Annotated in this window: 27 protein-coding genes, 1 tRNA gene, 1 other RNA gene and 1 pseudogene; 15 read left to right on the top strand and 15 right to left on the bottom strand. The window is 64.7% G+C overall.

Features of this window, described 5'->3' with window-relative positions; all coding sequences use genetic code 11:
• Positions 1-425: GNAT family N-acetyltransferase (locus AX735_RS10750; RefSeq protein ID WP_066279648.1), on the bottom strand; the 425-nt coding region annotated here is incomplete at its 3' end.
• 169 nt (positions 426-594) lie between these two features.
• Here AX735_RS10750 and AX735_RS10745 point away from each other — a divergent pair.
• Entirely contained in the window at positions 595-1,383 is a 789-nt protein-coding gene (locus tag AX735_RS10745; RefSeq protein ID WP_066279645.1) for a DUF1499 domain-containing protein, read from the top strand.
• Between the two features lie 8 nt (positions 1,384-1,391).
• Here AX735_RS10745 and AX735_RS10740 read toward each other — a convergent pair whose 3' ends face one another.
• Complete coding sequence (locus tag AX735_RS10740) at positions 1,392-1,835, bottom strand: PaaI family thioesterase (RefSeq protein WP_066279642.1); 444 nt, start codon at positions 1,833-1,835, stop codon at positions 1,392-1,394.
• 140 nt (positions 1,836-1,975) lie between these two features.
• On the opposite strand from AX735_RS10740, the gene AX735_RS10735 reads away from it, so the two are divergent.
• Positions 1,976-2,554, top strand: a complete 579-nt coding sequence (locus AX735_RS10735) for a superoxide dismutase family protein (protein WP_099046465.1) — start codon at positions 1,976-1,978, stop codon at positions 2,552-2,554.
• Between the two features lie 16 nt (positions 2,555-2,570).
• Here the strand turns inward: AX735_RS10735 and AX735_RS10730 are convergent, their stop codons facing one another.
• The 4 genes from AX735_RS10730 to AX735_RS10715 form a co-directional block, all read right to left on the bottom strand.
• Positions 2,571-3,419 carry a hypothetical protein gene (locus tag AX735_RS10730; RefSeq protein ID WP_231750088.1) on the bottom strand — a complete coding sequence of 283 codons (849 nt, stop codon included), beginning with the start codon at positions 3,417-3,419 and terminating at the stop codon, positions 2,571-2,573.
• Positions 3,420-3,440: 21 nt separating this feature from the next.
• Positions 3,441-3,516, bottom strand: a tRNA-Thr gene (locus AX735_RS10725).
• Between the two features lie 32 nt (positions 3,517-3,548).
• Complete coding sequence (locus AX735_RS10720) at positions 3,549-4,442, bottom strand: hypothetical protein (RefSeq protein WP_066279634.1); 894 nt, start codon at positions 4,440-4,442, stop codon at positions 3,549-3,551.
• A 4-nt stretch (positions 4,443-4,446) separates the two neighbouring features.
• Positions 4,447-5,847, bottom strand: a complete 1,401-nt coding sequence (locus AX735_RS10715) for a serine hydrolase domain-containing protein (RefSeq protein WP_231750087.1) — start codon at positions 5,845-5,847, stop codon at positions 4,447-4,449.
• Between the two features lie 30 nt (positions 5,848-5,877).
• Here AX735_RS10715 and AX735_RS10710 point away from each other — a divergent pair, with 30 nt between their 5' ends.
• Both AX735_RS10710 and AX735_RS10705 read left to right on the top strand, forming a co-directional pair.
• Entirely contained in the window at positions 5,878-6,165 is a 288-nt protein-coding gene (locus tag AX735_RS10710) for a BrnT family toxin (protein ID WP_066279632.1), read from the top strand.
• Positions 6,166-6,199: 34 nt separating this feature from the next.
• The gene (locus tag AX735_RS10705) at positions 6,200-6,445 is read left to right on the top strand and encodes a hypothetical protein (RefSeq protein ID WP_066279629.1); all 246 of its coding nucleotides are present in this window, start codon (positions 6,200-6,202) and stop codon (positions 6,443-6,445) included.
• Here the strand turns inward: AX735_RS10705 and AX735_RS10700 are convergent.
• Positions 6,442-7,761 carry a replication-associated recombination protein A gene (locus AX735_RS10700; RefSeq protein ID WP_066279621.1) on the bottom strand — a complete coding sequence of 440 codons (1,320 nt, stop codon included), beginning with the start codon at positions 7,759-7,761 and terminating at the stop codon, positions 6,442-6,444. The two genes, AX735_RS10705 and AX735_RS10700, sit on opposite strands and share 4 nt — an antisense overlap.
• A 128-nt stretch (positions 7,762-7,889) precedes the next feature.
• Between AX735_RS10700 and AX735_RS10695 the strand changes: the two genes are divergently transcribed.
• Entirely contained in the window at positions 7,890-8,534 is a 645-nt protein-coding gene (locus tag AX735_RS10695; RefSeq protein ID WP_066279615.1) for a PadR family transcriptional regulator, read from the top strand.
• A gap of 81 nt (positions 8,535-8,615) precedes the next feature.
• Here AX735_RS10695 and AX735_RS10690 read toward each other — a convergent pair whose 3' ends face one another.
• Positions 8,616-9,119: a sterol desaturase family protein gene (locus tag AX735_RS10690; protein ID WP_066279611.1), complete on the bottom strand. Its 504-nt coding sequence runs from the start codon at positions 9,117-9,119 to the stop codon at positions 8,616-8,618.
• 143 nt (positions 9,120-9,262) lie between these two features.
• Here AX735_RS10690 and leuC point away from each other — a divergent pair, with 143 nt between their 5' ends.
• The 8 genes from leuC (at position 9,263) to grxD (ending at position 14,502) form a co-directional block, all read left to right on the top strand.
• Positions 9,263-10,690, top strand: coding sequence for a 3-isopropylmalate dehydratase large subunit (leuC, locus tag AX735_RS10685; protein ID WP_066279602.1), 1,428 nt, complete (start codon positions 9,263-9,265; stop codon positions 10,688-10,690).
• A gap of 75 nt (positions 10,691-10,765) precedes the next feature.
• Positions 10,766-11,599 (top strand): N-acyl homoserine lactonase family protein, encoded by an 834-nt coding sequence (locus AX735_RS10680; protein ID WP_066279600.1) that lies wholly within the window; start codon positions 10,766-10,768, stop codon positions 11,597-11,599.
• Positions 11,600-11,603: 4 nt separating this feature from the next.
• Positions 11,604-11,789, top strand: a complete 186-nt coding sequence (locus tag AX735_RS10675; RefSeq protein WP_060977178.1) for a hypothetical protein — start codon at positions 11,604-11,606, stop codon at positions 11,787-11,789.
• Positions 11,776-12,369: a 3-isopropylmalate dehydratase small subunit gene (leuD, locus tag AX735_RS10670; RefSeq protein ID WP_066279595.1), complete on the top strand. Its 594-nt coding sequence runs from the start codon at positions 11,776-11,778 to the stop codon at positions 12,367-12,369. Before AX735_RS10675 ends, leuD begins: the two co-directional genes overlap by 14 nt.
• 119 nt (positions 12,370-12,488) lie before the next feature.
• On the top strand, positions 12,489-13,484 hold the full coding sequence (locus AX735_RS10665) for an NADPH:quinone oxidoreductase family protein (RefSeq protein ID WP_066279592.1): 996 nt from the start codon (positions 12,489-12,491) through the stop codon (positions 13,482-13,484).
• Between the two features lie 90 nt (positions 13,485-13,574).
• Positions 13,575-13,901, top strand: coding sequence for a DUF1476 domain-containing protein (locus tag AX735_RS10660; protein WP_060977285.1), 327 nt, complete (start codon positions 13,575-13,577; stop codon positions 13,899-13,901).
• Positions 13,902-13,904: 3 nt separating this feature from the next.
• A complete protein-coding gene (locus tag AX735_RS10655) occupies positions 13,905-14,138 on the top strand; it encodes a BolA/IbaG family iron-sulfur metabolism protein (RefSeq protein ID WP_023836414.1) in 234 nt (77 codons plus the stop codon).
• Between the two features lie 31 nt (positions 14,139-14,169).
• Positions 14,170-14,502, top strand: coding sequence for a Grx4 family monothiol glutaredoxin (gene grxD, locus AX735_RS10650; protein WP_060977175.1), 333 nt, complete (start codon positions 14,170-14,172; stop codon positions 14,500-14,502).
• Between the two features lie 108 nt (positions 14,503-14,610).
• On the opposite strand, the gene rarD is transcribed toward grxD, so the two are convergent.
• Positions 14,611-15,519, bottom strand: coding sequence for an EamA family transporter RarD (rarD, locus tag AX735_RS10645; RefSeq protein ID WP_066279589.1), 909 nt, complete (start codon positions 15,517-15,519; stop codon positions 14,611-14,613).
• Positions 15,520-15,528: 9 nt separating this feature from the next.
• Positions 15,529-15,750, bottom strand: coding sequence for a hypothetical protein (locus tag AX735_RS10640; RefSeq protein WP_060977173.1), 222 nt, complete (start codon positions 15,748-15,750; stop codon positions 15,529-15,531).
• A gap of 189 nt (positions 15,751-15,939) precedes the next feature.
• Here AX735_RS10640 and AX735_RS10635 point away from each other — a divergent pair, with 189 nt between their 5' ends.
• Entirely contained in the window at positions 15,940-16,317 is a 378-nt protein-coding gene (locus tag AX735_RS10635) for a glycine zipper 2TM domain-containing protein (RefSeq protein WP_066279585.1), read from the top strand.
• A 56-nt stretch (positions 16,318-16,373) separates the two neighbouring features.
• On the opposite strand, the gene AX735_RS10630 is transcribed toward AX735_RS10635, so the two are convergent.
• Genes AX735_RS10630 through AX735_RS10620 form a run of 3 tightly spaced genes read right to left on the bottom strand, consistent with a single transcriptional unit; the run spans position 16,374 to position 19,080 of the window.
• The gene (locus AX735_RS10630) at positions 16,374-16,670 is read right to left on the bottom strand and encodes a hypothetical protein (RefSeq protein ID WP_066279578.1); all 297 of its coding nucleotides are present in this window, start codon (positions 16,668-16,670) and stop codon (positions 16,374-16,376) included.
• 29 nt (positions 16,671-16,699) lie between these two features.
• Positions 16,700-17,233: a J domain-containing protein gene (locus AX735_RS10625; protein ID WP_066279570.1), complete on the bottom strand. Its 534-nt coding sequence runs from the start codon at positions 17,231-17,233 to the stop codon at positions 16,700-16,702.
• A gap of 32 nt (positions 17,234-17,265) precedes the next feature.
• A complete protein-coding gene (locus AX735_RS10620) occupies positions 17,266-19,080 on the bottom strand; it encodes a caspase family protein (RefSeq protein ID WP_066279568.1) in 1,815 nt (604 codons plus the stop codon).
• Between the two features lie 183 nt (positions 19,081-19,263).
• Between AX735_RS10620 and AX735_RS10615 the strand changes: the two genes are divergently transcribed.
• Complete coding sequence (locus AX735_RS10615) at positions 19,264-19,455, top strand: hypothetical protein (RefSeq protein ID WP_066279566.1); 192 nt, start codon at positions 19,264-19,266, stop codon at positions 19,453-19,455.
• A gap of 68 nt (positions 19,456-19,523) precedes the next feature.
• Here the strand turns inward: AX735_RS10615 and rnpB are convergent.
• Both rnpB and AX735_RS25800 read right to left on the bottom strand, forming a co-directional pair.
• An RNA gene (rnpB, locus tag AX735_RS10610) (RNase P RNA component class A) lies at positions 19,524-19,927 on the bottom strand.
• Positions 19,928-19,964: 37 nt separating this feature from the next.
• Positions 19,965-20,208: pseudogene (locus tag AX735_RS25800) on the bottom strand (N-acetylmuramoyl-L-alanine amidase); the annotation flags it as partial.

Raw genomic sequence — 20,208 nt, 5'->3', positions numbered from 1 at the left:
TATAAGAGACAGCCCCCGGTGCGCTCGGCGGTAAAGCCGAAGCGGGTGCCATAATATTCGGGATCGCCCAGCAGCACGAGCGGCAGCTTCTCGCCCACGCCCATCGCGCCGAACACCGCCGCCATCAGCGCGCGGCCGATGCCCTGGTCCTGGTGATCGGGCGCGACGCTGACCGGGCCGACCAGGATCATCGGATAGGCCAGCCCATCGGGATCGGTCAGCGCGACCGGCCAGCACTGGATGCTTCCGACCAGATAGCCCTCGCCATCGACTGCGGCAAAGCTGAGCGCGGGCAGATGGGCAAGGCCATCGCGCACCTTATAGATGGTGCGGTTCTTTCGCTCCGGGCCGAACACCAGATCGAGCAGTTCTTCAACCCAGGCGCTATCCACCTGATCCAGCGGGATAATGTTGAATTCGGTCATCGGTCCAGACGATAGAAGGAAAGGGCGTCGATCCGCGCCCTTAGGGACGGCAAGCCCTTGAGTCGAGCGCAATTCTTGACCCTCCGGCTTCCCCATAAGGTTTGCCAAAGCGCCATCGCTTTCCTATGTGTGACTTGCTGGCAACACGTACGCGTAACAGGGGGAGTTCATGGACGAGACCGCAAAACCACATGGTTCGATCTGGCTGGCACGGCTTTGCCTGTTGCTGGGGGCAGGATCGATCGTGATGGCGCTGATCGGCGCGATCGGTGCGGGCCAGGATTGGTGGGGCAAGCTGAACGGCGTCAGCACCGTGGCAGCCGCCATTGTCGTGGCGCTGGTGGGTCTGGTATTCTCGCTCATCGTGCTGCTGCTCTATCGCAAGAAGGGCAAGCGCATCCGCGATCTGACGGTGATGGGACTGGTCTGCTCGCTCGTCTATCTCGGCTTCATGGGATACTGGATCAATGTCGCGCGCAGCGTGCCGCAGATTCACGACATCACCACCAATCTCGACAACCCGCCGCAATTCCAGGTGCTCAAGCTGCGTCCCGACGATTTTGCCGACATTCCCGGTCGCGGCGAACCCAAATATGCCGGCATGGACGCCAAGGAGCGCTGGAAGGTGCTGCACCGCGGCGCCTATGGCGATCTGAAGACGGTGGTGATCAAGCTGCCGGTCGACCGTGCCGTGACGCTGGCCACCGAGGTCGCACGCGAGCGTGGCTGGGAAATCGCCGCGTCAAAGCCCGAGGAAGGGCGGCTTGAGGCGACCGACACGGTTTCGCTGTTCAAGTTCAAGGACGATGTCGTGGTGCGGGTGCAGCCTGGCCCCGGCGGTCTTACCAGCGAAGTCGACGTCCGCAGCGTCTCTCGCGTCGGCAAGAGCGATCTCGGCGTCAACGCCAAGCGGATCCGCAGCTTCCTGAGCGACCTGCAGGCCGCTGCACCGAAATAATCGCAAGTCTAGTCGGTCGCCAGCGCCGCGCTCGAAGCCTGCTCGATCCGTCCCCGGTCGGCAAGCATCAGCGTGGAACTCGCCTTGGCCAGCACCTTGCCGCCGGCGTCGAGCAACTGCCCTTCGAAAAAGCAGGTGCTGCGTCCGCGCTTCTCGACCCAGGCGGTCGCGGTGAGCAGGCCGGGGCGCGCCGGCGCGAAGAAGCTGACTTTCAGTTCGAGTGACATCGGCACGACGTCCGGGCCGGTCATCGCCATGGCGGCATAGGCCATGGCGGCATCGATCCAGCCGGTGACGAACCCACCCTGAACCACGCCGCCCGAATGGCACATGTGCATGCCCGCCTGATATTCGATCGTCGCACGGCCCGCCGGATCGAGTTCGACGACGCGGACAAAGCCCAGCGCCTGGTTGAGATCGGTTGGGGGATTGACGGCAACGGCGTGGGACATGCGGCATTCTCTCCTGCAGCGGTTAAGGCGTCTGGTGCGGTCAACCAACCGGCAAGGCGTCGCATTGTCAAACAGACTTTCCCGGCTCGTGCGGGAACCGGAGAAAGGCGCGCGGGGTAATTGGGCAAAGACAGGAGCCCATGATGATCTCTGCCCGAACAATTCTGACCGCAACCAGCCTGACCCTTGGCCTCGCGCTCGCCGCCTGCAGCAACGATGCCGAAGCGCCGGCCGCACAGGACGAACCCGAGCGCGCCTATATGGCCGCCGACTCCGCTCCCGCCACCGCGCAGGCGCTGCTCAGGACGGCCGACGGCAAGGATGCAGGCTCGGTGACGGCCACGCAGGAAGAGGGCGGTATCCGCCTCGCCATCAATGCCACGGGCATGTCGGCGGGCGAGCACGGCATCCATGTTCACATGACCGGCAAGTGCGAGGGGCCGAAGTTCGAGAGCGCAAGCGGGCACTGGAATCCCATGGGTGCCAAACATGGCCTCAACAATCCGCAGGGCCAGCATTCGGGCGACATGCCCAATCTCGTCGTGGCGAGCGACGGCAGTGGACGGATGGATTATCTCCTCGACGAAGCGCAGCTCGATCAGATGCTCGATGCCGATGGGGCGGCTCTGGTGATCCACGCCAAGGCGGACGACCAGAAGACCGATCCTTCGGGCGATAGCGGGGATCGCCTCGCCTGCGGTGTCTTCACGCGCGGCTGATCAGCGGCGAGCAATTTCAGCGACTGGTGGTGCGCACGCCGTAGTCGATGCGGATGCGCACCCATTCGCCCACCTTGGATACCCCGCCGACGCGGGGCGGGCGCACGCGGAACTGCCAGGCGGCGGCAATGACTGCGCGGCCAATTCCCGACCCCTGCGGCGATTCGCCGATCTCGTAACAATCCTCGACCCGGAAATCCGGCACCGTGCGACACGCGATCAGCGCCGAACCGGGGCCGCGTGCGGTCGACAGATAGCCCTTGAGCTCATCGTCATAGGGCTCACGATACCAGGCGGCGGCAAACAGCGGCTCGCCATTCGGACCGGAGCCGACCCGCTCGCTGTCGCCGGGCACGCCCTTATCCATCGGACCATAGACGCGGCCCGGCTTGATCACGGCCTTGGCCTTGGGCTGCGCAGGCGGCGCGGCTGGCGCGGCCTGGGGCGAAGGGATCGCGACGATCGGCGGTGGGATTGGCGAGGGTTGGGGAGAGACGACCGGACTCGGCGTCTCGACCGGGCTTTCTTCCTGCTCGGTCGGTTCGGGCGAGCGCGAGGCGTTTTCCGCAGGCTTGGGGCTGTCCTGCTCGGTCTTTTCCGCTGTGGGTTCGGGTGTCACGCCGAACACGGTCATCAGCGATTCTTCGCGCTTTTCGCCCGGCGGCGCGATCGACAGCGATAGCAGGGCGAGCACGAACAGAAGTTCGGCAATCAGCGCCAGGATGATGCCGCCCGCACGCTCGCCGAACCGCGAGCGCCACGCTTCGCGCCAATGCGAAAACCGGGATGCGGGTTGGGGCAGGTTTTCGGCGGGCGAGAAGTCCATCAGCGACAGGTCAGCTTTCGTGCGATTGCGGCCCCCCAAGCCCCTGATTGCGACCGTGCATGGTGCCGCTTGTCGGATTCGAACCAACGACCTACCGCTTACAAGGCGGTTGCTCTACCAGCTGAGCTAAAGCGGCGTACCCATCGCGATTGCGCCGCGTGCCATGCGCTATTTGACGCCAAAGGTCCAGCCTTCAGTGCGGCGGATCGCGTCATCGAGCATGGGCGGATGCCACAGGGCGTGCCACAGCTCCGCATCGCGCGCGGCATCGCGCAGCCAGGCAGCGGTGATCAGCGCATCGGTGCTATGGTCGTCATGCGCCAGCAGCGGGGCAGGCGGCGGCGCGCCGAGCGCAGCGAGCGCCTGGTGCAGCGCTTCGGCATCGCGCACCTTGCTCCGCCCGCCTGCAACCCCTGCGGCGCGCGCGGCGATGCTGGTATAAATCTCGACGATCACCGGGCCGCGTTCCGGCACCGGATCGAACGGCCAGATCGGCACGCGCCCTGCGAGCCGGTGCAACACGCGCATGCCGGTGAGGCTCGACTTGCCGACCTGCGCTGCGCCGACGAGGTTGAAGCAGCTGGCGCTATTCGCCTGTTTCGTGCGGCGCTGGTGATGCTCGACCGCGCGCAGCCGCCCGGTGCCGAGGCTGCCGAAGCGGTCACCAGTGTCGCCCTTTCCGTGCCGGAAATAGCGCCGCGCCTCATCATGCCGCACGAAGCTGCTCGCGGCGAGATGTTCGTCCTCGGCGCACAGCCCGTCGACCAGCGCCCAGAGGCCGCGCGCGTCGGCGGGGCTATGCTCCCAATCGGGGAAATAGCCGCCCGCATCGACGAACGGGAAGGTGGGGGAAAGGTCCAGCCCGATCAGCATGTCGGTCCCCGCTGCGGCATGGTCGAGCAGCCAGTCGAGCGCCGCGCCGCGCGACCAGCCGCCTTGCGGACGCAGCAGCACCGGCCGCGCCTCGTCCTCGGCTGCGATGGTCGCCAGCGCCAGACCTTTTGGCCGTGCTACCGCTTGGCCGGACCAGTCGAAACAGGCATAATGCGCGAAGTGACGCATGCTGTCAGCGGATCTGCTTGAGCACCTCGGCGGTGAACCTGGCGATGTCGAACTGGTCGCCCGCCTTGTCATAGCCGCGCCGCACGATCACCAGATCGCGGCTGGGGATCACCACAAGATACTGGCCGCGATTGCCGAACGCTGCGAACGCATCGGCGGGCACGCCCTCGCTCCTGTTCATCAGCCAGAAGCTTGCGCCATAGCCGAACGGACCGTCGGGCTGCGGGCCGCTGGGCTTCGTCACATAGTCGCGCCAGCCTGCGGGCAGGATGCGCTGGCCGTCCCACATGCCGTCATTCAGGTACAAAAGGCCCATGCGTGCCATGTCGCGCGCAGTGGTCCAGACCTGGCTCGACAGGATGTAATTGCCCTGCCAGTCGGTCTCGGCCCAGGTGCGGGTCATGCCGATCGCGTCGAACATCTGGTGCGGGTGAAGATCCGGCGCGGCATCGCGCGCGGCGAGCGTCGCCAGCAGGATGTCGTTATTGGCATAGCGGAAGGTCGAGCCGGGCCTGTGCAGCATCGGCCATTGCGTCGTCCACTGTCGCACTTCGCCCGCGCCCATGTATACCGCGTCGGTGCGGTTGCCGGGGCTGTCGCTCTCGAGCCCGCTGCCCATGCGCAGCAGGTTATCGACCGTGATCGCGCGGCGCGGATCGCCCGGCACGTTCCATTCGCGGATCGGCGTTTCGGGGATGGTGAAGCCCTTCTGCCGGACGAAGCCGACATAGGTGCCCGCGATCGACTTCGCGACCGACCAGGTGCGCTGCGCGGTATGCAGGTCGTGCCCCTGTTTGTAGCGTTCCTGCACGATGCGCCCCTTGTGGACGATCACCACGCCGCTGGTCTTGCCGCCAAAGGCTTTCGCATCGAACGCGCTCTCGATCAGCGTGTCGAACGGGGTGATCATCATCACGCGTGGGTCGCTGGCATCGGCATCACCCATCGGCCAGGGGCGGTCGTCGAGACTGCCAGCAGGCGCGCGCTCCAGCGCCTCGCCGGGCAGACGGCGGCCGTCATTGGTCCAGCCGATCGGCATCGAGGTGCAGCCGGTGACCGGATTGTGCCGGGCAACGCGCGGCGGCATGTCCTCGGCGAAACTGACGCTCACCTGATGCGCGGCTTCGTCGATCTCGGCCTTCAGGCCCGGCACGATCGGGTCGATATGCGGGTATATGCCCGAAAGCTCGTCCGCCTCGATATCGGCGACCGTCTTGTTGCCGTTCCACAGGCCCGAACACAGGAACTGCGCCTTGTACCCCGCCGCCTCGGCCATCGTCAGGCGCGTCGGGCCTGCAGGCGGGGGTGTCTGCTGCGCTGCCGTTGGAGAGCCAAGCAGGGCTAGAGCCAGGGTAAATCCTGCGATAGCTTGCGTGAAGCGGGCAGGGCGGAACGGCTTTGGCATCTTTGAGAACTCCAGCGTGGGCAGGGCGTTATGGAATTTGAATGGGACGAAGCCAAGCGCTTGATCAATCTGGAAAAGCACGGGATCGATTTTTGCGAGTTGGCCGAGTTTTGGGAGGGTGACCTGATCAACCCGGCCGCTGTCCGGGAAGCCGGTGATGAACTGAGGCTGTTGGCCCTTGGAGTCTCTCGGGGTGACGACAGGATCATTGCCGTGGTATATACCGTTCGTAGCGGTGCAATCAGGCTGATCAGTGCCAGGCGAGCGAGCAGATATGAGCGAGAGGTTTTCAGATCGCGTTTCGGCCACGGGGAATGAGGCAGCCCGGTCAGACTGGGCGCGTGTCGGTGCCATGACAGATAGCGAGATCGATGCGGCTATCGCTGCGGATGACGATACCTTTGCTCTGACGCCCGCTGATCTGCAACCGAATAGCCCGGGATTCAAATTCGTCGATCGTGGCAATCAGAACTGGTGCTGGCTGTTTTACGGCGAAGAAGGGCAACTGCTGGCCCGAAGCGGCCAGACCTATCGGAATATGGTGGATGCAGTGGCCGCTGCCGACCAGATTCGGCGTAGCTTCGCCCAGGCCGCCTAACCCCGCTGCTTCCGCAACTCCTCCCACACCCGCATGCGTTCGGCGATGCGGGCTTCATAGCCGCGTTCCACCGGTTGGTAGAAGGCTTGCGGTTCCATCTCTTCGGGCCAGTAGTTCGCGCCGGAAAATCCGTCCTGCGCGTCATGGTCATAGGCATAGCCTTGGCCATAGCCGATATCCTTCATCAGCTTCGTCGGCGCGTTGAGGATATTGGGCGGCGGCATCAGTGATCCGGTGGCCTTGGCGGCCTTCCACGCGGCCTTTTGCGCGGCATAGGCGGCGTTCGACTTGGGCGCAGTCGCGCAATAGAGGCAGGCCTGGACGATTGCCAGCTCGCCTTCGGGAGAGCCCAGGAATGCATAGGCGTCCTTGGCGGTAAGGCACTGCACCAGCGCCTGCGGATCGGCCATACCGATATCCTCGCTGGCAAAGCGGGTGATCCGGCGCAGGACGTAGAGCGGCTCCTCGCCCGCCACCAGCATGCGCGCGAGATAATAGAGCGCGGCCTGCGGATCGGAGCCACGCATCGCCTTGTGCAGCGCAGAGATGAGATTGTAATGCCCCTCGCGGTCCTTGTCATAGACCGGCATCCGGCGGTGGAGCAACGCCGCCAGCTCCGCCGGGTCGAGCCGGGCATCGACCTGGATCGACAGCAAGGTCTCGACCTGGTTGAGCAGGAAGCGGCCATCGCCATCGGCCGAGGCGATCAGCGCGGCGCGGGCATCCTCGGTCAGCGGCAGCGTCTTGCCTGTCAGCCGCTCGGCGCGCGCGATCAGCTCGGCCAGCGCCGCCTCGTCGAGCCGCCGCAGGATCAGGACCTGGCTGCGGCTGAGCAAGGCGGCGTTGAGTTCGAACGAGGGGTTTTCGGTCGTGGCCCCCACCAGCACCACCGTGCCGCGCTCGACAAAGGGCAGGAACCCGTCTTGCTGCGCGCGGTTGAAGCGGTGGATCTCGTCCACGAACAGCAGGGTGCGCTGGCCCGCGCCCGCCATCCTTTCGGCATCTGCAAAGGCTTTCTTGAGGTCGGCGACGCCCGAGAACACGGCAGAGATCGCGACGAAGCGCATCCCCGTTGCCTCGCCCAGCAGCCGCGCCATGCTGGTCTTGCCGGTGCCGGGCGGACCCCAGAGGATCATCGAGGACAGCTTGCCCGCCGCGACCATCCGCCCGATCGCGCCCTCCGGTCCGGTGAGATGATCCTGGCCGATGATCTCGTCCAGCGATCGCGGCCGCAGCCGATCCGCCAGCGGCGCATCGGGGCCAGGCGCAGGGTCAGCCTGGCTGTCGGCGGGAAGGGTGTCGAACAGGTCGCTCATCGGGAGCACGCTAGCCGCTCGCGCAAAATCGCGAAAGGGCAGGTCGTCGCATTTCGCCTCTTGACGAAGATGCATAAAGATATATCTTAGACCCATCGAGATACACAGGAGTAAGAATCGATATGACTATGCGTTTCAGAATGGGCGGTGGCCCGCGCGGCGGCTGGGAAGGCCGCATGAAGCCCTTTATCGCCATGAGCTTTGGCCCTGGTGGCCGCGGCTGGGGTGGCGACTGGGATTTCGGCAATTTCAGCTTCGAAGGCGGTGGCCGGGGCGGACGTGGTGGCGGCGGTCGTGGACCGCGCGGGCGTCGGCGGATGTTCGATGGCGGCGAATTGCGGCTCGTGCTGCTGGCGCTGATTGAGAAGGAACCGCGCCACGGCTATGACCTGATCAAGGCGATCGAGGAGATGACCGGCGGCCAATATGCCCCCAGCCCCGGCGTGGTCTATCCCACGCTCAGCCTGCTGGAGGATACGGGCCTGATCGCTTCGGCGGAGACGGAAGGATCGCGCAAGGCGTTCCGCATCACCGATGCGGGCGTCGCGGAGCTGGCGGAAAAGCGGGACGAGGCCGATGCGCTGATCGCCCGATTGACGGAAGCGGGCGAGGAGCGCGAACAGCGCGCCGGCGGCCCGCAGATCGGCCGTGCGGTCGGCAATCTGATGGCCGCGATGGCGCACCGTCTCGCCAGCGGCGAGGTGGATACCGAGTTCAAGCACCAGGTCGCCGAAATCCTCGACGAAGCCGCGCGCAAGATCGAGCGGCTGTAATCGCCACGTCCCCTTTACGGGGGCGGATGGACAGAAAGCGGGTCTGATGGTCGAAAAGCCGTCAGGCCCGTTTTGCCATGTTCAGCTGGCGCCGACCGAGTCCCGCACGACGGCAATCCCTGCCTCGCGCTGGCGCTTGAGCTCCTTCTTCAGCTTCACCGGGTCCTCGGCGACGATGAAGCCGAAGCTCACGCCGCCCTCCTTGCCGATGGTCGCGTGGTGCAGCTTGTGCGCCTGGACGAGGCGCTTGGCATAGCCGCTCTTGGGCACCCAGCGGAAATAGCGCTGATGCACCAGCCCGTCATGGATCAGCGTGTAGATGATGCCATAGATCATCACGCCCACGCCCATCCAGGTCGCCGGTTCCCAAAGCCAGGCCCCGATGACGAACAGGCTGATCGAGATCGCCGAGCCGACGATCGCGTAGAGGTCGTTCTTCTCGAACGTGTTGTTGTGCGGCTCGTGATGGTCGCGGTGCCAGCCCCAGCCCCAGCCGTGCATCACATATTTGTGGCTCCACCACGCCACGAATTCCATGAACGCGACAGAGGCTATTACGATGCCGAAGTTGATCAGGACCTGCATAACGCCAAGAATAGGCGCATTCGCCCCCCGATTGAAGAGGGCATATTGTCCCGGTTGCAACGGCAACCAAATCCGCGCTGGATTTGGGGGAAGGGTTCTGCCAAGCGACCAGCGAAGACCGGTTTGAAGGGGTAATCTGCACGATGGCTCAGGCAAAAACGCTGTACGAGAAAATCTGGGACGCGCATGTCGTCGACCAGCGCGACGATGGCACCGCGATCATCTTCATCGACCGCCATCTCGTGCACGAAGTGACCAGCCCGCAGGCGTTCGAGGGGCTGCGCATGGCCGGGCGCAAGGTGCGCCGACCCGACCTGACGCTCGCCGTGCCCGATCACAATGTGCCCACCACCGCGCGCGTCGACGCCCAGGGCAACCGCATTCCGATCGCCGATCCCGAAAGCCGCGCGCAGCTCGAGGCGCTCGAGCGCAACGCGCCCGCGTTCGGCGTGCCCTATATCAGCGCCACCGACATCCGCCAGGGCATCGTCCATGTCATCGGCCCGGAACAGGGCTTCACGCTGCCCGGCTGCACCATGGTCTGCGGCGACAGCCATACCGCCGCGCACGGCGCGCTCGGCGCGCTGGCGTTCGGCATCGGCACCTCCGAGGTCGAGCACGTGCTGGCGACGCAGACACTGCAGCTCAAGCGCTCGAAATCGATGGAAATCCGCGTTGAGGGAGACTTGCCAGCAGGTGTCAGTCCCAAGGACCTGATCCTGCACATCATTGGCCAGATCGGTGCTGCGGGCGGCACCGGCCATGTCGTCGAATATCGCGGCAAGGTTTTCGAGCAGATGTCGATCGAGGGACGTCTGACGATATCGAACATGTCGATCGAGGCAGGCGCGCGCGCCGGGCTGATCGCGCCAGACGACACCACCTTCGCCTATCTCAAGGGCCGTCCGATGGCGCCCAAGGGGGCCGATTGGGACGCGGCCGTCGCGTACTGGCGCACGCTGCACACCGATGACGGCGCGGTGTTCGACAAGTCGGTCGTCATCAACGCCGCCGATGTCGCGCCGTCGGTCACCTGGGGCACGAGCCCGGAGGATGTCGTGCCGATCACCGGCGTCATCCCCGATCCCGAGAGCTTCGAAGACGCGTCGAAGCGCGCCGCCGCGCAGAAGTCGCTCGACTATATGGGCCTTGCCGCTGGCACGCCGCTGACCGAAGTGCCGGTCGAGCATATCTTCATCGGCAGCTGCACCAACAGCCGGATCGAGGATTTGCGCGCTGCCGCCGAAGTGCTGAAGGGCCGCCACAATGCCCCCGGAATCAAGTCGGCGCTGGTCGTACCGGGCTCCGGCCTGGTCAAGCGTCAGGCGGAGGAAGAGGGGCTCGACCGCATCTTCATCGAAGCCGGATTCGAATGGCGCGAGCCGGGCTGTTCGGCGTGCCTCGGCATGAACCCGGACAAGGTGCCGAGCGGCGAACGCTGCGCCTCGACGTCCAACCGCAATTTCGTCGGCCGCCAGGGGCCGGGCGCCCGCACGCATCTGGTCAGCCCCGCCATGGCGGCAGCAGCTGCGGTGACCGGTCGTCTTGCGGACGTGCGCGAACTGGTGTGATCGCAGCTCGTTGCCAAATCCGCGCAACATGCGGAGACTTGCGGCGCGGCTTATTGACGACGGGAGCAAGATGATATGCGCAAATTGTTGAGCCTTATGGCTATTTCGATCGGCCTCGCCTCCAGTCCTGCAATTGCGCAGCAGGCCGAGGTCAAGTTGTGGCGGCTCGATTGTGGCACGGTCGCGGCCAATGACCTCAACGCCTTTTCGGATACGAAGGCCTATACCGGCAAGTCGAAGCAGCTCGCGAGCAGCTGCTATCTGATCCAGCATGGCAGCGACTACATGCTCTGGGATACGGGGCTGCCCGCCGCGATGAAGGGCAAGCCGCTCGACAGCAAGGCCGCGATGGACGCGACCGTGACCCTGACAATCAAGGAACAGCTGGCGACGTTGAATGTCGATCCCGCCTCGATCAAATATGTCGCGGTCAGCCATTATCATTTCGACCATATCGGCCAGCTCGCCGATTTTCCCGGCGCGACGCTGCTCGTCGGCAAGAACGACTGGCAGGTGGTGACCACCGATCCCGCTACCTATGGCGCCGACCCCAAGCCGTTCGAGGCCTGGATCAAGGGCGGCAGCAAGGTCGAGGCGGTGGCGAACGACAAGGACGTGTTCGGCGACGGCTCGGTCACCATGCTGCGGCTGCCTGGGCACACGCCGGGGCATAATGGGCTGCTGGTGCGCCTGAAGAGAAAGCCGGTGCTGCTCACCGGCGATCTCGCGCATTTCAGCGAAAACTATAAGAGCAACGGCGTGCCCACCTTCAATTACGATCGGGCTGAAACGCTCGCTTCGCTTGACCGGTTCAAGAAACTGGCCGACAATCTGGGTGCGACAGTGATCATTCAGCACGAACCGGCAGACATCAAGAAATTGCCGGCATTTCCCCAGGCAGCGGAGTAGGATAGTGACCAAGGACAAGAAGAACGGCTGGTCCAGCGGCGCCATGGCAGGCGCGGCGGTGGGATCGGCGGCGCTGGCAGCGGCATTGCTCTATGTCGGCAAGCAGTTCACCAAGCCCAAGACCGGCGCGGCTCCCAAGCCCGAAGAGCCCGGTGCCGAAGCGACCGAGGGACCCCATGCAACCGATTGATCGTGTGGAAGGCCGGGCCCTCCCCTTCGGCCGCAAGAATGTCGATACCGATATCATCATCCCGGCGCAGTGGCTGAAGACCATCAGCCGCGAAGGGCTCGGCAAGGGAGCGTTCGAGACGGTACGGGCCGAACCGGGCAACGTGTTCGACGATCCCGAATTTGCCGGCGCGCCGATCCTGATCGCGGGCGACAATTTCGGCTGCGGGTCGAGCCGCGAGCATGCCGCCTGGGCGCTGACCGATCTCGGCATCACCGCGGTTATCGCGCCCAGCTTTTCGGACATCTTCTCGAGCAATGCCTTCAAGAACGGCATCCTGACCGTCGTGCTGCCGCAGGAGGCGGTCGACCGGCTGATGGAGGTCGCGGCGACCGATCCGATCCATATCGACCTGGAAAGCCAGACCGTCACCACGCCGTTTCAGGACCGTTTCAGCTTCGAGATCGACCCGTTCCGCAAGACCTGCCTGATGCAGGGGCTGGACGAGATCGGCCTGACGCTGGCCAAGACCGACGCGATCAGCGCCTATGAGGCGAAGCTGGCGAGCGAAAAGCCCTGGCTGGTGCCTGCAGCTGCATGAATTCGTCATTCCCGCGAACGCGGGAATCCCGCTTCCGCGCCGAGCATTGGATAAAGCGGGACCCCCGCCTGCGTGGGGGTGACGGGGAATAATCACAAACAACTGGAGAGAGCCCTAAGATGAAAGCCCTTTTGTCGAACGCCGCAGGCGGCCCCGAAACGCTGGAAATGACCGAGGTCGACGCGCCGGTGGCCGGCCCTGGTGAGCTGCTGGTCGCCGTCAAGGCCTGCTCGATCAACTTCCCCGACGCGCTGATCATCAAGGACATGTATCAGCTGAAACCCCAGCGCCCGTTTGCGCCTGGCAGCGAGATTGCCGGGATCGTCGAGGCGGTGGGCGAGGGTGTCACCGGCTGGACGGTGGGCGACCGCGTGATCGCGGGCACCGGCTTTGGCGGTCTGGTCGAGAAGAAGGCGGTTCCGGCCGCCGGAGCCTATAAGCTCCCCGACCAGTTCAGCTTCGAACAGGGCGCATCGCTGCTGATGACCTATGGCACCTCGATCCACGCGCTCAAGGATCGCGGGCACATCAAGCCGGGCGACACGCTGCTGGTGCTCGGTGCGGCAGGCGGTGTCGGCCTGGCAGCGGTCGAACTGGGCAAGGCCTATGGCGCACGTGTCGTCGCGGCGGTGTCGAGCGAGGACAAGGCCAAGGCTGCGCGCGAGGCGGGCGCGGACGAGACCGTGGTCTACGAACGCCAGCCTTTCGACAAGGCGCAGTCCAAGGCCCTGGCCGATGCGTTCAAGCAGGCCGTCGGTCCCAATGGCGCGGACATCGTCTATGACGCGGTCGGTGGCGACTATTCCGAACCGGCGGTGCGCGCCATGGCCTGGGAGGGGCGCTTTCTCGTCGTCGGTTTCCCTGCAGGGATCGCCAAGCTGCCGCTCAACCTCACGCTGCTCAAGAGCTGCGATGTCTGCGGCGTGTTCTGGGGTGCGTTCGCCGCGCGCGAGCCCAAGCGCAATGCCGCCAATATCGCCGAGCTGTTCGATCTGTGGGCTGCGGGCAAGATCTCCCCGCGCATTTCGGAAAGCTTCAGCTTTGCCGACGCGCCCAAGGCCATCGCGAAGCTTGAAAATCGCGAGGCAATCGGCAAGCTTGTCGTGACGATGTAACCAGCGGAATCATGCGGTTTGGCGCTTGCCGCTGCGCCTGGCTCGGCCTATGCGCTAGCGTCAGACCTGCATGATCAACAAGGGATCGACATGACCAGTTTCAATGATCGCGAACGCGCATTCGAAGCCAAATTTGCCGCCGACGAGGACCTCCAGTTCCGCATCACTGCCCGCCGCAACCGCCTGGTCGGGCATTGGGCCGCGCAGCAGATGGGCCTTACCCCGGAAGAGACCGAGGCCTATGCCAAGTCGGTTGTTCAGGCCGATTTCGAGGAAGCGGGCGATGAGGACGTGATCCGCAAGCTGCTGGGCGATCTCGTGTCGGCGGGCGTCGATATCGACGAGCTGGGCGTGCGCACCGCGCTGGAAGCCAAGATGGCCGAAGCGCGTCGCCAGTTCATCGAAGAGGCGAACTGAGCCATGCCGATGGCCGCTGCCGATATCGAGGCGCTGATCAAGGCGGGCATCCCCGATGCCGAGGTCACGATCACCGATCTTGCGGGCGATGGCGACCATTATGCCGCCCATGTCGTGGCGGAGAGCTTTCGCCCGATGACGCGGCTTGCCCGCACGCGCGCGGTCTATGCCGCGCTCGGCGGGCGCATGGGCGGTGAGCTCCACGCCTTGCAACTGACCACCGCGCTTCCCAGCTAATTGTCATCTGCATATTCAAGGAAGCATCCCGATGACCGACACCGCACAGGCCCGTATCGCCGAGATCGTGAAAGCGAACGACGTCCTTCTGTTCATGAAGGGCACGCCGCTCTTCCCGCAATGCGGCTTTTCCAGCCGCGCCGTTGCCATTCTTGACCATCTGGGGGTGGATTACGAGAGCGTCGACGTGCTTCAGGACATGGAAGTTCGCCAGGGCATCAAGGAATTCTCCGACTGGCCCACCATTCCCCAGCTCTATGTGAAGGGCGAGTTCATCGGCGGATCGGACATCATGATGGAAATGTTCGAAGCCGGCGAACTGCAGACGCTGATGCAGGAAAAGGGCCTGGTTTCAGCGGGCTGAGCCTTGGTTCGCTGATCTTTTTCCACGTCAACCCCGCGAAAGCGGGGGTCCCGCTTCCTTACCGGCCGCGAAGTCTGAGCGGGATTCCCGCGTTCGCGGGAATGACGGTCAGGCCGCTTGCTGAGCCACCCGCGCCGCCCGTGATCGACGCACCCCGTCCAGACAGAATACCGCGACCGCGCTCCAGATCAGCGCAAAGCAGATCGCGTGCGCCCGTGTGAACGGCTCGTCATAGACGAATACGCCGAGCATGAACTGGATCGTCGGGCCGATGAACTGGACGAAGCCCAGGGTCGATAACGGCATCTTGCGCGCGGCACTCGCGAACAGCAGCAGCGGAATGGTGGTGATCGCGCCGCCCGCGATCAGGAACGCGTCGGTATAGGGCGAATAGCCGAAGCCCGGTGTCGGGTCATAGAGATGGGCCCAAAGGGCATAACCGATCGCAAAGGGTAGCAGCAGCACCGTCTCGCAGGCGAGGCCCGGCAGCGAGCCGACCGGCGCCATCTTGCGCACCATGCCATACAGGCCGAACGATCCCGCGAGCGACAGGCTGATCCAGATCGAGGCGAGCGATTCGCTCGCCAGCACCAGCACGCCTGCCGCCGCCAGCGTGATCGCGATCAGCTGGGTTCGGTTCATCCGTTCGCTGAAGAACAGCACGCCCAGTGCGACATTGATCAGCGGGTTGATGTAATAGCCCAGGCTTCCCGCCAGAATATGCTGGTTGGTGATGGCCCAGATATAGATCAGCCAGTTGGCCGCGATCAGCGTGGTGCTGGCGATCATGAAGCGGCGGGTGCGCGGGTCGCGGATGGCGGTCAGGAATTCGTGCAGCGACCTGCGCGCCCACAGGATGGCGAGCACCAGCAATACCGACCACATCACGCGGTGCGCGACGATTTCCACTGGGGAAATCCCCTGCAGCTGCTTGAAGAACAGCGGCATGAAGCCCCAGATGGTATAGGCGCCCACCGCCTCGGGCAGGCCGTTCAGTTGCTTGGCTTCACCGCTCATGGCGGCGCGTTAGAGGATGCCGCCGCCCAGCGATAGCCGGATAATGCAGACCACCAGCACGATCAGGCACAGGTTGCGACCCGTGTTGCTGCTCGACAGGAAGCCCAGCAGCACGCCGACCAGCGCGATCGGAACGATCAGCCAGTTGAGCGCGCCAAGCAGTGGCAGGAAAGCGGGGATGGCCAGCAGAAGTGCCACAAGGCCGATGATGATGGAGAGGATGTTCAGCATGTGTCTTATATGGATAAGACAGCACTTCGTTGCAAGTGATTTCACGGTTCATCGCTGAAATGGCTCGTTTCGTCGGCGAAAAGACGGAAATCGCGCTTGTTGTTTCCCGTTCATGAAACTGCCTTTGAGGATGAATGTTGTTAGGTTCGAGCCGGGCCAAACGTCCGGAGCCAATTGTGGAGAAAGACCATGTTGAACCTTGCCCTTGCCAGTGCCGCTGCGTTTCTGAACCCCGCGCCCGCTGCTCCGGTCGCCCTGCCGGTTTCGACCAATTTCTATTCGCAGGACGCCGCCCAGTTCGACCGTGGCGAACGCCGCGCCTATCGCGAGGGGCGTCGTGACGGCCGCCGCGAAGCCCGCAACCGCTACTGGCGCGGCAATGACGGCCGCTATTATTGCCGCCGTGACAATGGCACGACCGGTCTTCTGGTCGGTGCAGGCGTCGGCGCCCTGGCCGGTAACGCGATTGCAGGCCGCGGCGACAAGACCCTCGGTGCCGTGATCGGCGGCCTGGGCGGCGCAGCGATCGGTCGCGAGATCGACCGCGGCAACGTTCGCTGCCGCTGATTTCACCACTACCCTGGTGATGCAGGGCCTCTCCCGGCAACGGGAGGGGCCTTTTGCTATGCGCTGAGGTCTTCGGCGAGCCTATCGATATCGGCATTCTCACGCACGATCTGCCAGCGATCGGGATGGCGGGTGTCGATCAGCACCACGCCCTTTTTCGGGCAGATGTCGAGGCAAGGCACCTCGACCACGCCGAGCCGCGCTTTGCGGCCCTTGCCCGCGGGCAGGCGGCGCTTGAGCGCCTTGGCGAGCGAGCGGTCGCCCTCGGGACCGAAGCTGGCCTTGGCGCGTTTCTGGCATTTCTTGCACACCAGCAGCGCATGCGACCAGTTGGCTCGGATTTCGATTTTCATGGGGGGCAGATAGGAACGCGGGCGCGCGATTACACGCCCTTCCAGGTCTTTCGCTCTTCGGCGCTGCGCAGCACCGCATAGGCCGCCTGGATCGCCTGAAAGCGCGCGGCGGCTTCCTTGTCGCCCTGGTTGGTATCGGGATGATTGGCCTTGGCGAGACGGCGATAGGCCTTTTTTACCTCTTCGAACTCGGCATGCACATCGCATTCGAGCACGTCGAGCGCGCGCATCTCGTCACGGCTGCGCGATCCGTCGCCAGAGCCCGTCCAGCCGTGGAAAGCGGATTCGCGATAGCCCGAATTGTCGCGCTGTTCCTCGGCAGCGCGCGCCGCAGCCTCTTCCTTGTCGAGGCCCGCGAAATAGTCCCAGCCCTGGTTATATTCGGCAGCGTGGCGTTCGCAGAAATACCAGCGGTCGCGGCTGTTGGGCGATTTGGGCGCAGGGCAATTGCCCGGCTGATCGCACCCATGCCGATCGCACATCCGCACCTGCTGCGCTTCGCGGGAAGCGCCATAGCCCCGCCATCGCGGAAAACCCCAGTCGGTGGATCGTCTGCCTGCCATGTGCGGCATGTAGCGGTGCGAGCGGGGAAGGGCTAGGGGGTTGCGCGTTCGGGGAGAACGATGCTCGCCAGCACGGCGCGCCTGCCGGGGTCCAGTTCCTTGTGCGAAAGGGCAAGCCTTGCCCAATAATCGGCTTCTCGCGGCGATCGGGGCACACCAAGACCGTCGGCATAGCGTCGCGCTTGAAGAAATTGCGATCCGGCAAAGCCCCCGCTCGCGCCGCGCATGCAATGGCGCACGGCATCGGCACTTGCCAGGTCATTGCGAAAATAGGCCAGTTCGCACAGCCAATGGTCGCCCTCGCGATTGCCCTTGGCGGCAAGGGCATCGAGCATGGCGGAAGCTGTGGCCGCATCACCGATATGCGCGCCCAGAGCGAACATCGCGAACGGATGTCCCTTGTCCGCCGCCTGCTGGAACAGGCTGCGTGCTCGTTCTTTGAGCGCGGCGACCTTGACGGGATCGCGCTCGCCGCGTGCCTCGACGATGAGCAAGTCGCCGAGATGCGATTTGGCCTTGGCGTAATCCTGCGCTGCCGCCATTTCGTAAAGCTCGCGGGCGCGCGCAGCCTCTTCGGGCGCGTGGGCGCGAAGATAATAGCCCAGCTCCAGTTCGCCCGCCGGGTGTCCTTGCGCTGCCGATCGCTCCAGCCATGTACGTGCAGCGGCGAGATCCCTGGGCACCCCGACGCCAAACTCGAACATATAGCCGAGCAGATACTGTGCGACCGGATCGTTGTTTGCCTGCGCCGCACTGACCAGCGCAGGGACGCTCGCCTTGGTCAGCAGATCGGCGACGAGATAAGGTTCGTCCTCGGTGCCCAGTCGGTCGAGCGTGTATCCGGCGAGCAGATTGACGGTCTGCGGCATTGCCATGAGCAAGGCTCCCGGTGCGCTGCGGATCGCGCCTGTCCGGGCACGCGGGCGCTGCGGGGCGGGGGCTCCGGGCGAGGCGACGGAATCGTCCGGGCTGCCTGCTTCCAGCGGCATCAGGAAGAAATCCTCGCGGAACTGCCCGTAGCGCACCGGGTATTGTGCCGGATCGATGACCGGGCGCGTCCGTTCCTCGACATCGCGCGCGACGATCTTGAGATACTGGTCGAGCTCCAGCCCCGGAGTGGCGCTGTACTTGGCGATCGCGGCGGCGAATGGGCTGATCGCGTCGGCCTCGGGCGGGGCGTCGTCCAGCGCTGGGCTGCCCTTGACCGTCGAATAGAAAACCACGCCCTTGCCGCCGCGCGGCAGGCCGATGGTGCTCACCGCGCCATCACGTCCGCCCGGGTCGAGATCGGTCAGTTCGACCACCGCATCGAAGGAGCGGCAGGCATCGAGGAAGAACAGGTTGAACCTCTTCGCTCTTGCCGCGCCCATCAGCGCATCGAGTGGCAGGAAATGCTCGGCCAGGCCGTTCTTGCTGGCGAGGCGCGGCGCATCGACCGGGACGAGATAGTTCTCGCCGCCAAATTCGAAGCCATGACCGGCATAATAGATCAGCGCGGTGTCAGCGGCGGCGGAGAGCGTGGCGAATTCCTCGACCGCCCTGCGCGCTGTTACAGCATCGACGTCGACCAGCCGGATCACTCGGAACCCCGCTTTCGCGAAAACGCCGCACAGCCGCTCGACATCATTGGGTGCGTTGGCCAGGCCATCCCAGTCCGCCCCGTCATAGCCGCCATTGCCGATGAGCAACGCGACCCGCTGCGTCTGCGCAGCCGCGCCGCATTCCTGGCGCCCCGCGCCGATTTTGGCCGCAGGCGTCTGTGCGGAGGCTAATGAGGGCGCCAAGGCCACCAGCGCCAGAGCTGCCCCGGCGAGCAGAAAGTGACCCAGCGACTTAGGCTTCCCCATGGCGATCCCCCTGATCTGGAGGAAAACTACAGCCGGCGCGACAATTGCGCAACGGCGCCCGCCCCTTCATCGCTCCCCCATGTCGTTCGTCGAACGCTAAGGGTCTTGAAACCTCTTGCCTGCTATCTATCTCGCATTCGCAGCATAGATTGCAATTGAAGACGTTTCAGGGAAGTGCCACCAATGAGCCGCCAGTTGATGTTCGCAGCCATGCTCTCCATCGCGATGATGGCGACGTTCGTGCTCGGCTCCACGGCTTATGCGGGTGGCGATGCGGCGCAGGATTTTGCGCAGTGTGATCTGAACGAGCTGGAACAGTCGCCCGCCGCGATCGACTATTCGGTGCCGTCGAAGCTGGTGCTCGCCTCGATCTGAGCGGACCGCCGCCCCGGAAGCGCCGCATCCGGTGCGCCTGATCCGCCATACGCATGCAATTACAGAAAATCGCCAGAGGGTCTGTAAGCCGGGTTCTGTCCTGACCGTTGCCGGTCATGGGCAGCCATTCCTCTAGGCGGGGCATTGCTGCACCGCTCAAGCAACCAACCCGGGCGGCAAGGGGCCGAAACTCCCCTGGGACGCGCCTCCGCAAGCGGAAACCGTATCGCCAAATCCGCCCCTATTCGGTCTTGCTCCGGATGGGGTTTACCGTGCCGCGAACCGTTGCCGGCCGCGCGGTGCGCTCTTACCGCACCCTTTCAATATTACCGGGCCGAAGCCTGTGGCAACCTGCTTTCTGTTGCACTGTCCCTGGGGTCGCCCCCGCCGGGCGTTACCCGGCATCCCTGTTTCGTGGAGCCCGGACTTTCCTCGCGCCATTTGCATGACCCGCGGCTGCCCGACCCTCTGGCTGCGCGCGGCCTAGCGCGGAACGGGGCGAAGCGCAATCAGCGCGTGCGCCCGGCGTCGCGGTCGAGCAGCAGCGCGAACAGGATCGCGCGGCATTCGCCGTCGATCTCGCCGGTAATGGTGCCCGGCCGCCAGCGGCGCTGGAAGGCGGTGGTCGCAGCCCTCCCGTCGGAAATGTCATAGCCGAAGCGCTCGAGCGCGAGCATGAACGCGCCGTCGCTCCAGTACGGATCGACCAGCCGCCCGTCGGGGATGGGCAGCGCGAGGCGCACGCGCGCGAGC

Origin of the sequence: Blastomonas sp. CCH1-A6 (genome assembly GCF_001556365.1) — a bacterium.
Taxonomy (GTDB): Bacteria; Pseudomonadota; Alphaproteobacteria; order Sphingomonadales; family Sphingomonadaceae; genus Blastomonas; species Blastomonas ursincola.
The sequence above is the reverse complement of the archived record's forward strand: the minus strand, read 5'-3'. Positions and strand labels throughout refer to the sequence as shown.

Excerpts from the sequence above, each read along its gene's own strand:
- AX735_RS10745 (WP_066279645.1), top strand. The coding sequence starts at position 595 with ATGGACGAGACCGCAAAACCACATGGTTCGATCTGGCTGGCACGGCTT.
- AX735_RS10740 (WP_066279642.1), bottom strand. The coding sequence starts at position 1,835 with ATGTCCCACGCCGTTGCCGTCAATCCCCCAACCGATCTCAACCAGGCG.
- AX735_RS10735 (WP_099046465.1), top strand. The coding sequence starts at position 1,976 with ATGATGATCTCTGCCCGAACAATTCTGACCGCAACCAGCCTGACCCTT.
- AX735_RS10720 (WP_066279634.1), bottom strand. The coding sequence starts at position 4,442 with ATGCGTCACTTCGCGCATTATGCCTGTTTCGACTGGTCCGGCCAAGCG.
- AX735_RS10715 (WP_231750087.1), bottom strand. The coding sequence starts at position 5,847 with ATGCCAAAGCCGTTCCGCCCTGCCCGCTTCACGCAAGCTATCGCAGGA.
- AX735_RS10710 (WP_066279632.1), top strand. The coding sequence starts at position 5,878 with ATGGAATTTGAATGGGACGAAGCCAAGCGCTTGATCAATCTGGAAAAG.
- AX735_RS10705 (WP_066279629.1), top strand. The coding sequence starts at position 6,200 with ATGACAGATAGCGAGATCGATGCGGCTATCGCTGCGGATGACGATACC.
- AX735_RS10700 (WP_066279621.1), bottom strand. The coding sequence starts at position 7,761 with ATGAGCGACCTGTTCGACACCCTTCCCGCCGACAGCCAGGCTGACCCT.
- AX735_RS10695 (WP_066279615.1), top strand. The coding sequence starts at position 7,890 with ATGCGTTTCAGAATGGGCGGTGGCCCGCGCGGCGGCTGGGAAGGCCGC.
- AX735_RS10690 (WP_066279611.1), bottom strand. The coding sequence starts at position 9,119 with ATGCAGGTCCTGATCAACTTCGGCATCGTAATAGCCTCTGTCGCGTTC.
- leuC (WP_066279602.1), top strand. The coding sequence starts at position 9,263 with ATGGCTCAGGCAAAAACGCTGTACGAGAAAATCTGGGACGCGCATGTC.
- AX735_RS10680 (WP_066279600.1), top strand. The coding sequence starts at position 10,766 with ATGCGCAAATTGTTGAGCCTTATGGCTATTTCGATCGGCCTCGCCTCC.
- leuD (WP_066279595.1), top strand. The coding sequence starts at position 11,776 with ATGCAACCGATTGATCGTGTGGAAGGCCGGGCCCTCCCCTTCGGCCGC.
- AX735_RS10665 (WP_066279592.1), top strand. The coding sequence starts at position 12,489 with ATGAAAGCCCTTTTGTCGAACGCCGCAGGCGGCCCCGAAACGCTGGAA.
- AX735_RS10660 (WP_060977285.1), top strand. The coding sequence starts at position 13,575 with ATGACCAGTTTCAATGATCGCGAACGCGCATTCGAAGCCAAATTTGCC.
- AX735_RS10655 (WP_023836414.1), top strand. The coding sequence starts at position 13,905 with ATGCCGATGGCCGCTGCCGATATCGAGGCGCTGATCAAGGCGGGCATC.
- grxD (WP_060977175.1), top strand. The coding sequence starts at position 14,170 with ATGACCGACACCGCACAGGCCCGTATCGCCGAGATCGTGAAAGCGAAC.
- rarD (WP_066279589.1), bottom strand. The coding sequence starts at position 15,519 with ATGAGCGGTGAAGCCAAGCAACTGAACGGCCTGCCCGAGGCGGTGGGC.
- AX735_RS10640 (WP_060977173.1), bottom strand. The coding sequence starts at position 15,750 with ATGCTGAACATCCTCTCCATCATCATCGGCCTTGTGGCACTTCTGCTG.
- AX735_RS10635 (WP_066279585.1), top strand. The coding sequence starts at position 15,940 with ATGTTGAACCTTGCCCTTGCCAGTGCCGCTGCGTTTCTGAACCCCGCG.
- AX735_RS10630 (WP_066279578.1), bottom strand. The coding sequence starts at position 16,670 with ATGAAAATCGAAATCCGAGCCAACTGGTCGCATGCGCTGCTGGTGTGC.
- AX735_RS10625 (WP_066279570.1), bottom strand. The coding sequence starts at position 17,233 with ATGGCAGGCAGACGATCCACCGACTGGGGTTTTCCGCGATGGCGGGGC.
- AX735_RS10620 (WP_066279568.1), bottom strand. The coding sequence starts at position 19,080 with ATGGGGAAGCCTAAGTCGCTGGGTCACTTTCTGCTCGCCGGGGCAGCT.
- AX735_RS10615 (WP_066279566.1), top strand. The coding sequence starts at position 19,264 with ATGAGCCGCCAGTTGATGTTCGCAGCCATGCTCTCCATCGCGATGATG.